This is a genomic window from Streptomyces sp. NPDC050619, assembly GCF_040654815.1.
GTDB lineage: Bacteria > Actinomycetota > Actinomycetes > Streptomycetales > Streptomycetaceae > Streptomyces.
Window position 1 is genome coordinate 77227 of record NZ_JBFAIR010000014.1, and the last position, 11454, is coordinate 88680.

6 protein-coding genes and 2 pseudogenes are annotated in these 11454 nt (G+C 71.6%); 1 reads left to right on the top strand and 7 read right to left on the bottom strand.

The genetic code is table 11. The annotated features are described in order from the left end of the window. Window positions 1-43: 43 nt before the first annotated feature. Window positions 44-622 carry a GNAT family N-acetyltransferase gene (locus AB0I77_RS23405; protein ID WP_363284598.1) on the bottom strand — a complete coding sequence of 193 codons (579 nt, stop codon included), beginning with the start codon at window positions 620-622 and terminating at the stop codon, window positions 44-46. A gap of 581 nt (window positions 623-1203) precedes the next feature. Between AB0I77_RS23405 and AB0I77_RS23410 the strand changes: the two are divergent. Continuing rightward, window positions 1204-1515: pseudogene (locus tag AB0I77_RS23410) on the top strand (FAD-dependent monooxygenase); the annotation flags it as partial. Between the two features lie 42 nt (window positions 1516-1557). Here AB0I77_RS23410 and AB0I77_RS23415 read toward each other — a convergent pair. From AB0I77_RS23415 to AB0I77_RS23440, 6 genes and pseudogenes are all read right to left on the bottom strand, one after another. Continuing rightward, window positions 1558-4458 (bottom strand): glycosyl hydrolase 115 family protein, encoded by a 2901-nt coding sequence (locus AB0I77_RS23415; protein WP_363284599.1) that lies wholly within the window; start codon window positions 4456-4458, stop codon window positions 1558-1560. 453 nt (window positions 4459-4911) lie between these two features. After that, window positions 4912-5274, bottom strand: a pseudogene (locus AB0I77_RS23420) (C40 family peptidase); the annotation flags it as partial. A gap of 1686 nt (window positions 5275-6960) precedes the next feature. Next, window positions 6961-8076, bottom strand: coding sequence for an NAD-dependent epimerase/dehydratase family protein (locus tag AB0I77_RS23425; protein WP_363284600.1), 1116 nt, complete (start codon window positions 8074-8076; stop codon window positions 6961-6963). Window positions 8077-8100: 24 nt separating this feature from the next. After that, window positions 8101-9861, bottom strand: a complete 1761-nt coding sequence (locus AB0I77_RS23430) for an acyltransferase (protein WP_363284601.1) — start codon at window positions 9859-9861, stop codon at window positions 8101-8103. 49 nt (window positions 9862-9910) lie between these two features. Beyond that, window positions 9911-10585, bottom strand: a complete 675-nt coding sequence (locus AB0I77_RS23435; RefSeq protein WP_363284602.1) for a response regulator transcription factor — start codon at window positions 10583-10585, stop codon at window positions 9911-9913. Continuing rightward, window positions 10582-11448, bottom strand: a complete 867-nt coding sequence (locus AB0I77_RS23440; protein WP_363284603.1) for a histidine kinase — start codon at window positions 11446-11448, stop codon at window positions 10582-10584. Before AB0I77_RS23440 ends, AB0I77_RS23435 begins: the two co-directional genes overlap by 4 nt. Window positions 11449-11454 lie beyond the last annotated feature (6 nt).

Genomic DNA, 11454 nt, shown 5'->3' on the forward strand with positions numbered 1-11454 from the left:
CGCCGCCGGACAGAATGCGGCACAAGGTCGCGTACAGGCCCGGTCACCCGACGACCCCGTGTGCGGCGGTGGGCAGAGCCAGCAGCATGATGTGGGAGACGGGCTCGTCGTCTGCCGGCCGCCAGTGGCCGATCCGGCGGTAGCCCCATGCGGCGTAGGCGGCGTGCGCCGGTGCGGCTTCCGGATCGGGCCGCATCGCCAGCGTGACGCGCTCCACGCCCAGGCCCTCCAGGAGGTGGGCGTGCAGCCGGGCCGCCACGCCCTGCCGCCGCCATCCGGCCCGTACCGCCAGTTCGACGATGCCCAGCGTGCGCTCACCGCTCTCGGCCGCGAACTCCGCTGTCGTCTCCTCCTCCATCGCCTTCCACCAGCCGGTGTCCGGCGGCAGGGGGTAGCCGAAGGCGTAGCCGACGGGCAGGTCGCCGCAGCGGGCCACGACGAGGCGGGCGCGGGGAACCCTGACCTCCTGCGCGAAGCGGTCCACGAAGTCGGCGATCTCCTTCGTGCCTTCGCAGTACGGCGGTTCGGCCCAGATCTCCTTGTACATCGGCAGCACGACGTCCAGCTGCACGGCGCACTCCAGCCCCTCCCACCGCTCCACCGTGATAGGTGGGTTCCCCATCCGTCTCCTCCCGTCTGCTGGCACCAGCCGGAGCCGGGGTCGGCTAGCGCCTGCCCGGACCAACAGGGATGGACCTGCGGCCACTGACGCCCGAGTTGCCCTTCGCAGTGGCGGGGTGGCGGACAGACCGGCGGGTACCGGCGCCCGGGCTGCCCTTCGCGGTGGCGGGGCGGTGCACGGGCCTGCGGGTACCGACGCCCGGACCGGACTTCGCGGTGGCGGGGCGGTGCACGGGCCTGCGGCTACCGATGCCCACTCCGCCGCCCTTCGAAGTCGCGGGGCAGAGTACGGGTGTGCCCGGGGCAGAGGCGAGGGCCTCGGTCGCCACCTCAGGGTCCATGAGTGCGATCATGTGTGCGGTCCTCCCGCTGTCCAGGGCCGATGGGGCAACGAGACGCCGCGGACGGCCTTCTGCCTCGTCGTCTGCGTCACCGCTCTCGGTGACGGCTCGCTCATCGTCTGCTGACAGCACGCCGGCGGAAACCTGAAAGGTTATAGGGCGCCCGGCGTCGTGGGCGGTCGCGGGTCCGCTGCGGTGTTCAGGCCGTCCAGTAGTGGGGGATCGAGGTGCAGACCGCGAAAACCGCCGGGAGCGCGTGCCCGGAGTGACGCTCCTCGGCGATGCCGCGCACCTGATGCCGCCGTCCGGTGACGGCGCGAACCTCGCGATGTTCGACGGCGCCGAACTCGGTAAGGCCGTCGCCGCTCACCCGGACGACTTCGAGGCGGCACTCACCGCCTACGAGGAGGCGCTGTTCCCGCGCACCGAACCGTTCTACGCCGAGGCGCACGACATACTGGACCTCTGCCTCGGCGAACGCGCACCGTTCGGATTCATCGACCTCTTCAACGGTGATCCCCAGGGCCTGGACGCGACACAGGAACAGCTCTGAGCCACGCCTCCGGCGGACCCTGTGCCGCCGTTGCGAGCCGCGCTACTGAGCCGGAGCGTCCACTCCCGGCGCGTACCCGGGGTCCCGGTTGAACACCGGGTGGTAGCTCTCCGGCGGTGCGAGGTAGGTGGCGGGCAGGCCGCCGGTGTCGATGACGATCTGGTCCACGGCGATCGCGGCGTCGACCATGAAGAGCCGCAGGACATGCTCGCCGGGCTCGGTGACGGTCACGGTGGCGGTCAGCTTCTCGATGCCCTCCTCCACATTGCGGGCCCAGGCGTCCCCCCGGTTGCCGGTGGCGACGGCCTGCCCGGACAGGACGGTGACCGGCTGGTCGTCGAGTGCGACGGCCACCCGGCGCTGTCCGCGCTCGTCCAGGGAGGGCAGGCGGAAGACGGTGACCGGGAAGCTCCCGGTGCTCGTGAACCGCACCCGGTATCCCAACTCCGGCGCCCGGCTCGGGAAGTCACCGGTGACCGGCGCCGCCGTCGACGGCACGGCCTCCACGGCTCCCGTACGACGGCCCAGCCCGCGCACGGTCCGCCAGCGGGCTCCGCCGCGCGCCACCCGACGGTCGAAGTGCCCGGCGTCGATCGAGACATAGCCGTGCGCCTCGACGAACGCGCGGGCCCGCTCCCTCTCGCTGACCACACGCAACGGCACCTCGACGCGCTGTCCGGCACCGGTGAGGACGACCGCGGACTCGTGCGCGCCCTCGGGAACGCGCGCCCAGTCGATCTCCACCCACACCCGGGTCTGCTCCGTCATAGAGCCGCCCGCCGAACTCAGCCGCACCCACGGATGGCCGGCCTCGGCCGCCCAGTCCACCGCGAGGAAACCGGTGTTGAAGACATCCACGAAGCGTCGGTCCCGGGTGTAGGAGGAGAAGGACAGCGGGCGTTCCGCTCCCGTCTCGTTGCCCTCGGCGGCCACCCCCAGCCCGGAGGTCTCCTGCCGGGCGACCCGGGTGACGGCCGGGCGGCCCGGCGCCTTCGGGATCTGCGAGGGGTACGGGTTGACGATCCCGTCCCATTTCCCGCCCGCCACCTCGGTGTTGTACCGCTTGGTGATCGCCGCCTCCGCGGCGTGGGCGGCCTCGGCCAGGTCCGCGAAGCGATTGGTCCCGGCCCCGCGCCCCTGCCGGAGGGCGAGCGCGTTGCGGTCCGCCCAGTAGTACTTCAGGTTCATCAAGTACGCGCCGTGCACCGGGTATTCGACAAGCTCGTAGAAGGCGTCCCGGTAGGACTCGGGCAGCTTGGCCCCCGTCGTTCGGGCCCGCTCCAGCAACCGCTCGTACGCCGCCAGCCGGCGTCCCGCCTCGTCGCCGTGATGCACCACGGAGAACATCGCGCGGTCGATGAACTCCGGGCGCCGCTCGGCCGCGAGGCGGTAGTACTCGGTACGGATCGCGGCGATCTCCCGGCCGTGCCGCTGCCCGAACTGCCGTCCGGCCCACTCGGCCAGGAAGTCCTCGACGTGGTCGGCGTCCCACCGGTCCACGTCCCAGGCCATGTCCATGCTGAAGGCCAAGCCGGTCTCGATCGACTTGAGGTCACCCACGTTGAAGATCCACATGCGGTCGACACCGTGCTCGTACACCCGGCGCAACTCCTGCCAGACCTTGGACAGTTGCGTGGTGTCCAGCCACAGGTAGCTGCGCGGACGGCCCCAGTAGGACAGGTGGTAGTAGATGCCGTTGCCGCCCGGGCGCACGCGCTCCGCGTCGTTCGGCAGCTGGCGCATGTTGCCGTGGTTGTCGTCGGGCCAGATCAGCGTGACGTCCTCGGGGACCCGCACGCCCGCGTTGTACAGCTCCAGAACTTCCTTGTACGGGATGAAGATCTGCGGCTCGGCCGCGGTGCCGACCTCCTCGGCCAGGATCCGGCGCTGGTCGGCGATGATGTCGTTCATCACCACGACCTTCTCCGGGACGGTGGTGGCGTACTTGGTCTCCAGCGCGCTGTCGTGCAGTCCGCGCATGCCGAGCGTCCAACTGCTCTCGTAGGCCGCGTTCTGTCTCGCCCGGGCTCTCCAGTAGTCGGAGATGACACCGGGGTTCACCGTGTAGTCGTAGACCGGCGGGGTGCCGTCCGCACCGGGGTGCTCCTTCGCCCACGGCTCCCACTCGTGGACGCCGTTGCGCAGCAGCGCCTCGGGGTGGCTGGAGCCGACGACGATGCCGTAGCGGTCGGCCAGTTCGGGGTTCTCCCGGTGTTTGTTGAAGAAGTCGGAGTACGGATGCATGGCCGGCCACAGGTAGTTGGCCTTCAGACGGAGCAGCAGCTCGAAGACGCGCTTGTACGTCTCGGGACCGATGTTCTTGTCCGGCTCCTGGGTGCGCCGGGACCAAGTGGTCAGGTTCTGCTCGTCGTTGATGAAGACGCCCCGGTAACGGACGGACGGCTCGTACCGCTTGAGTGGGCCCGCGGGCACGGTGAGGGTGTCGCGGTGCTCGACGGGGACGTCGGCCCACCAGTACCACGGCGAGACCCCGATGCGCTCCGAGGTGTCGTAGATCCCGTAGATCGTGCCGCGCCGGTCGCTTCCGGCGATGACCAGGGCGCGGTCCACGCCGGGCAGCGGGCGGTTCACCACCTGGGTCACCGATGCCTCCCAGCGCCCCTTCACCCCGGAGACGTCCAGGCGCCGTTCCGCGACGAGCCGGTCGACGACGGGGCTCGCTCCGAGGGTGCCCACCAGGACCAGGAGGGCCGCCCGTTCGGGCAGGGCGTGGCGCAGCTGCGGCCGTACCCCGGTGACCCGTTCCACGTCCGCCTGTAAGTCTCCCGCCGCCCGGATGACGGCGGGGTCGTCGGCCGCGTCCACGAAGATGTCGACGGCCGCGCCGCCCCGCACCAGCGGGAAGTCCGCCCCCGACGAAGCGGCTCGGGCGGTCGGGGGAAGCACCGCGGGGAGCAGCGGGGCGACCCCAACGGCTGCCATGCCTCGCAGGAACGACTTACGGGTCAATGGTTGCGACGGGCCCTGTGGTTCGTTGTGCGGCACGAGACGCTTCCTTTCCGCGCCGGGCCGCGACGGCTTCTCGTGCGGGCCGTGTGCGGAGCCGACGCATGGGCGGTCGGGAGAAGGCCGAAGAGCTGCGAAGCAGCAAGCGCGAGTGCGTTGGCTTGGTCGGGCGCGGTCAGAAAGCGCTTGCTATGCGCTACGGAACCCTAGGCCAGGTCCGGAGGAGGCGTCCAGAGTTGTGCGGGATCGGGGTTGCAGGTTGGGAAGGGCCCGGCTGGTGGGGCTGGTGGGGCTGGTGTGTCTTTTTGGGTCTGGTGGGTCTGGTGGGACCGGCGGGGCGGATGGTGCGAATAGGTCAACGGGGAGCGGGGCCGGGGGCCGGTCAGGCCGTCGACGGGGCGGGTTCGGTGCGTGGGCGTCAGCTACGGCTCAGGCCGGCCGGATCGCTCCGCGGATCGCCGACTCGCCGGCGTGGAAGATCGACTCCTCGCGTATGTACGCCCCCGGGCTCGGCGCGTGAACCATCATGCCGTTGCCGACGTAGAGGCCCACATGGCTGAGGTCGTCGAAGAAGAAGAGCAGGTCCCCGGGCAGCACCCCGGAGAGGGCGACCGGCGTGCCGACGCTCGCCTGCGCCTGCGTGGTACGCGGGAGTTCGACTCCTACGGCCTTCCAGGCGGCCTGGGTCAGCCCGGAGCAGTCGTACGATCCCGGCCCGGCCGCACCCCAGACGCACGGCCTGCCGATCTGGGCGCGGGCGAAGGTGAGTACTTTGGCGGCCTTTGTGTCGTGTCCGGGGGATGTCACCTGGTCACTGAGGGGGTGGTTCGGGTTGGTGGGCAGGGTGGTGGTGACCGGGTGGGCCGTGTTGGCGGGCTGGCCTGTGGTGGGGGAGTAGCCCGTGTCGGTGGGCAGGTTCGTGGCGAGGGATCGGCTCGCAGTGGCGGGCTGGCTCGTGGCGAGGGAGTAGCCCGTGTCGGTGGGCGTGCCTGTCGTGAGGGACTGGCTTGCGGTGATGGGCTGGCCTGGTGCGACGGGGTAGCTCGGGTTGGCGGGTTGGCCGGTGGGGAGGGGGTAGCTTCCCCTGTTGGTGGGCTGGCTCGTGTTGAGGGGGTAGGTGCCTGTGTCGGTGGTCTGTCCGGTGGGGAGGGGGTGGTTTCCCGTGTCGGCGGGTGTGGCCGTGATGATTGGGTTGGCCCCTGTGTCGGTGGGCTGGCCGGTCGTGTGGGGGTAGTTTCCCGTGTTGGTGGGCTGGCCCGTGTTGAGGGGGTAGGTGCCTGTGTCGGCGGGCTGGCCCGTGGCGACTGGGTAGGAACCCGTGTCGGCGGGTGTGCCCGTGACGACTGGGTAGCCCCCTGTGTCGGCGATCTGTTCCGTGGCAAGGGGGTAACTACCCGAGTCGGCGAGCGTGCCCGTGATGACCGGGTAGCCGCCTGTGTCGGCGGCCTGCCCCACGGCGAGGGGGTAGCCGCCGGTGTCGCTGGGCACGCCCGTCGTGAAGGACTGGCTCGTGGTGATGGGCGAGTCGGCCGTCGTGAACGTGGTCGGCTGTTGTTGCTGCCAGTTCGCTTCGGTCGCGTAGTGGGTCGGTTCCGTGGCCCAGGTGTTCTCGGCGGGGCGGGACTCGATCGCCGTGAGCGGTGTGCTGAGTGTGGCGGCGTGGTCGGCCAGCTGTTCGCGGGCCAGGGTGAGCTTGTGCCGGTTCCGTTCCTTGGTGGCCTGCAGCGAGGACTGGCCCGGCTTGGTGGCTGAAGCGGGCAGCGCCTGGGGAGCCTCCTGCCGCGTTCCCGATCCGCTCGGCAGTGCGGGGGCGGCCTTGGCGGTCAGCTCCGGCACAGTGGGGTCCGCGGTCTTCGGCTCAGGCTGGGTGAGGCCGGCCGCCGGGCGCGCGGGCCGGGTCTGGGCGGCCGGACGGACCGGCTTGCGGTCGGTCGGCAGGAGCGCCGGGACGGTCGGCCCCAGCTTCGCGCGCGCCACCTCGAACCACTGCCTGGCGACTTCGGCGAGGGCAGGGTCGGCGGGCTCGCGGGTGTCGGAGGGTTCGGCGGTCACCGAACCGGCCCGGGCGGCGCGCTCGTTGTCGGTCACCGAACCGGTCCGCCGCCCCGGCGAGCCCGCCTTCGTCGCACGGGTCGCGTTGTAGTTCCCCGTGGCGGTCTCGGCCTGGTCGTAGAGGGTGTTGACTCGCTGCCGGACCTCTTCGCGGCTCGGCCCGTCGTCCCCCGTCGCGGGCGTGGCGCCCGCGGGCTGCGAGAACAGGGCCACGGAGGTGAGAGCCGCCGTCGCGAGCGCGGAGTTGCGCATGCCCGGGAGGCTGCTCCCTCCGGGACGCGAGGTTCGTTCCGGCGCCATGGGAGACGTACTCCTTCCGTACTCCGCCCACTGAATCGACCCGTCGAGTGCCGGGTCGGTCCCGGGGTGGGCGAGAACTGGATGTCAACCTAGCCAACTTGTGTGCCTGGTGTGAAGATTGAAGCGTTAAATGTCCGATACGTATCTGTGACCTTCGTCCCTGCGCCCCGCCGCGCTCGGCTTGCTGCTAGCCCCGCGCCGCTCCCGCCACGCCTCGTAGTGGTCGAGCACCGTCTCCTCGATCGGGCGGTAGATGATGCCCAGTTCGCGCACGCTGCGGCTGTTGTCCACCTGGAACCGGATGCCGAGGTGTCTGCGGATGTAGTCCTGGGTGAGGCCGAAGGCCGGGCCCAGGACACGCACCGGCCAGTGCGGGAGCGCGGTGCGCGGAAGGCGGAGGTCGCGGGGGTGGCGGCCGCGGATGATGCGGGACATCTCGCGGAACGACGTCATGGTCCGGGCCGCGACGATGTACCGCCCCTTCGCGTCCGGACGCTCCGCCGCCGCGATGTGCGCGTCGGCCACCTCGCGTACGTCGGCCGTCGTGAAGCTGAAGTCCGGCGCGCCGTAGAAGAAGTAGCCCTTGAACAGCTCGTCCAGCAGGAACAGGCTGCCGGATTCCGACGACGGGGCGAGCGAAGGGCCCAGGATCAGGCCGGGGTTGACGGACACCATGCGCCAGCGGTCCTGGGCCGCCTCCGCCTCCCACGCCGCCCGTTCCGCGACCGTCTTCGCGTAGTGGTAGGGGTTGTTCTCCACCGTGCTCGTGGCGTTGAAGTACTTCTCCGACAGCACCTGGTCGTCCATGTCCAGGACGTCGGCGTAGTCGCCGAAGATCGCGCCGACGGTGGAGGTGAAGACCAGCCTGTCGACCGTCGGCGTCCGCTCCACGCTCGCCAGCACGTTGCGGGTGCCGAGCAGCGCCGGGTCGACCATGTCCCTGCGGCCGTCCTTGATCTTCTCCGGCATCAAGAACGGTGACGCCACATGGAAGACCACCCGGCAGTCGCGCATCGCCTCGTCGAAGGAGCCCTGCTTCAGCAAGTCCGCCTCGAACAGGGCCAGTCGGTGAGGAAACGCCTCCTGCATCTCCCGCAGCGGCGCCACCTTCGTCGCGTTCGCGAGGCTGCGTACGGTGGTGTGGACCCGGTAGCCCCGCTCCAGCAGTCGCCGGACCAGATGACTGCCGACGAAACCGCTGCCGCCGGTCACCACCACAGTCGTCTCCCCGCCTGTGTCCACGCCCTCACTCCTCGCCTTCACTCCTCAATCCCGGGCACCGGTTGGTCCGAGGGCCCGGCGATCCGCCCCGCGATCAGGGTCGGGCATGTTCCGGCCCAAAGGGAATACGGCGCCGGGTGCCGGTTCGGGGCGGTGGATGCCGCGCGGGCGGTAGCCGAGTGCGTCGGACCGGCCAAGCAGGTCGGCGAGGAGCCAGACGATGGCCAGCCACATCTCGGTGCCCTGGAGCCCCGGCTCCGGACCGGGGCCCGCGGTGCCGGGCCCGAAGCCGAAGCCCCGGCCGTCCCGCCAGCGGGGGAGGGCAGCGGCCAGCTGCCGCTCGGCCCACCCACGGATCTCGGCCGTACGGTAGCCGCTGCCGCCGCCCGTCCCGAGCTGCCGGGTGCACAGCCACAGCGGGTGGGCGACGTCGAGCACGTTGCAGGCGTTCTCCTGTCCCGCGCCGAAGTAGCGGGAGTCGCGGGCGTGGTCCAGTACCGCGTCCACGACCCGCTCCGGGTGCGGCACGGGCAGCCCGAACTGGGCGAACGAGCCTCGCGTCAGCCGGTAGTAGCCGTTGACCACCTGCAACCGCCCGGCCCCGGGCGAGGGGACGCCCCACATCCCGGTCCACGGATCGGCCCGGGACAGCAGCCAGCCGAACAGCGCCTCCCACGCGCCCGACTCCCTACCGCGGTCCTCGCCGCGCCGCACGTTCCAGTGGGCGGCCGTGGCCCAGGCGTCGATCCAGGCTCCGGCGCCCCACGCGCCGTCCCGCCAGGGCAACTCCTCAAGTCGAGCGACCAGTTGACCAGCCGTCATGTCCCTTGCCCCGCAGACCCGGTGCGGGAAGGCGGCATCCAGCAGGTCAAGGGCGTAGCCGACGCAGAGGATGTGGTACAGCGCCGCCCCGTCACGAGGAAAGCGGTCCTCCGGCAATGACTCGCCGAACTCCGGCACCAGTCCCGTGTCCGGGTCCTGGAATGCGCCCAGGCGCCCGACATGCTCGTCGGCCGGCAGTTGCCCGGGCGCCGCGCCCAGCAGCAGGTCGGCGATCTCCACGGCGTCGCAGTGCGCCCGTACGGTGGGCGCCGTACCGGGACGGTCGACGTACCGGCCGCCGTCCCAGCACCCGGCCAGCAGGTCCGCGGCCTGGGCGCGGGCGGTGTCGGCGAACCGGGCCAGGGTGTCCTCGCCGCGCCCGGGGCGGATGGCCGGGGCCGCTCGGGTGTCGCGCCGGTCGCGCAGCGGGCGTGCCGGGTTCCCGGCGGCCACGGTCCACGCCGGGAGATCCTTGGTGACCACCGCTCCGGCGCCGATCACACAGTGGTCGCCGAGGGTCACGCCGTCCACCACGACCACGTGCGAGCCGATCCACACATCGTCGCCGACCTTGATCCCCAGGCTGGTGAGCGGCTGTTGGAATACCGGCCGGTCGGGGGACATGGAGTGGTTGAATCCGAGCAGCGAGGTGTGGGCGCCGATGCGTACGCCGCTGCCCAGGGCGACCGTGCCCCGCACGGTGGTGAACGGGTTCAGCGTGCAGTCGGCGCCGGTGGTCAACTCCCCGGTGACATAGGCATGAGCGGCGATGTACGAACCGTCCCCGAGCCGCAGCCGCTCCGGGAACACCGCCGCGGACTCGGCGACGTAACACCGCTCCCCGATCTCCGTGTCCCCGCCGATCGCCCGTTGCCGCTCCCGCTGGCCGACGCGCTGTTCCCCGGTCGCCTCCTCGGCGAACAGCCAGGGACAGTGGTCGAAATGCCGTACGGACTGTACGGAGTGCTCCTGTTGTTGATCCATGTCCGCACGCTAGGCAGCCGGACGCCTGGCGGGGAAGGCCCAGCGGGCCCTACAGCTCCCTCGGCCTGACCAGCCCCGTCTCATAGGCGAGCACGACGGCCTGGGCGCGGTCGCGCAGGGCCAGCTTGGCGAAGATGCGGGCCACGTGGGACTTGACCGTGGCCTCGCTCAGGGTCAGTTCGGCGGCCAGCTCCGTGTTGGACAGACCGCGGCCCAACAGGGTCAGCACCTCCAGCTCGCGGGGCGTCAGGGCCGTCAGGTCACCGTGGACGGCGGGTGGGCGAACGGCGTCCGAGGCGAAGCGCTCCACCAGGCGCCGGGTGATGGATGGCGCGAGCAGGGCGTCGCCCGTGTCGACCAGCCGTACGGCCGCCGCCAGATGCTCCGGGGTGACGTCCTTCAGCAGGAAGCCGCTGGCCCCGACCGACAGTGCCGTATAGACGTAGCGGTCCAGGTCGAAGGTGGTCAGCATGAGCACCCGGCAGTCCGGGGTCTGTTCCAGGACGCGGCGGGTGGCCTCCAGGCCGTCCATGACCGGCATGCGGATGTCCATCAGCACGACGTCCGGCTTGAGTTCGCGTGCCAGCGTGACCGCCTCCGCCCCGTCGGCCGCCTCGCCGACCACCTCGATGCCCCGGGCGGTCAGGATCAGCCGGAAGCCGGTCCGGATCAGGTTCTGGTCGTCGACGATCAGCACGCGGGGAGTCCGCTCGGCCGCGGTCACGGGCGGTCCAGGGGGATGCGCGCCCGGACCCGGTAGCCGCCGCCGAGGCGGCGCCGCGCGTCCAGGTCCCCGCCGTACACCGCGACCCGCTCGCGCAGCCCGAGCAGTCCGCGTCCCGTGCCCTCCCGGTGCCGGGGCGCCGTCCGCGCGGGAGTACCGCCGGTCAGGACACTCGGCCCGGTGTTGAGCACCTCCACGCGCAGGGCGTGGTCCGCGTACCGCACGGTGACCTCGGCCTTGCCTCCGTCGCCGTGGCGGAGCGCGTTGGTCAGCGCCTCCTGGACGATCCGGTACGCGGTCACGTCGATCCCCTGCGGCAGCGGGCGCGGCTCCCCGGAGATCCGCACCTCGACGGGCAGCCCGGCGAACGAGATCCGGTCGACGAGCGCGCCGAGCCGGTCGAGGCCGGGCTGCGGCGCAAGGTCCTCAGCGCCGCGGACGTCACCCCCTTCGCCCCCTTCCTCGTATGCCGCGTCTTCCCCGCTCTGCGACGGCGCCAACAGCCCCAGCAGATGCCGTAGATCGGTCATCGCGCCGCGTCCCGCGTCCTCGACGGCCCGCAGGGCAGCCGCGGCCTCGTCCGGCATCGTGCCCAGCACCTCGCGGGCGGCCCCGGCCTGGACCACCATGAGGCTGACGTTGTGGCTGACGATGTCGTGCAACTCCCGGGCGATCCGGTCGCGTTCGGCCGCGACCGCGGCGCGCGCCGCACTCTCCCGCTCCCGCTCCAGCAGCCACCCGCGCTCCCCGACGGCCGCCTGCCACCGCCGCCGCGTACGCCACAGCGCCACCGCCAGCCATACGACGGCCGCACACGCCACCCCCACCGCCGCCATCAGCGCGTTCGTCTCCCCGTCCGACACGAGGCC

Excerpts from the sequence above, each read along its gene's own strand:
- AB0I77_RS23415 (WP_363284599.1), bottom strand. The coding sequence starts at position 4,458 with ATGGCAGCCGTTGGGGTCGCCCCGCTGCTCCCCGCGGTGCTTCCCCCG.
- AB0I77_RS23405 (WP_363284598.1), bottom strand. The coding sequence starts at position 622 with ATGGGGAACCCACCTATCACGGTGGAGCGGTGGGAGGGGCTGGAGTGC.
- AB0I77_RS23430 (WP_363284601.1), bottom strand. The coding sequence starts at position 9,861 with ATGGATCAACAACAGGAGCACTCCGTACAGTCCGTACGGCATTTCGAC.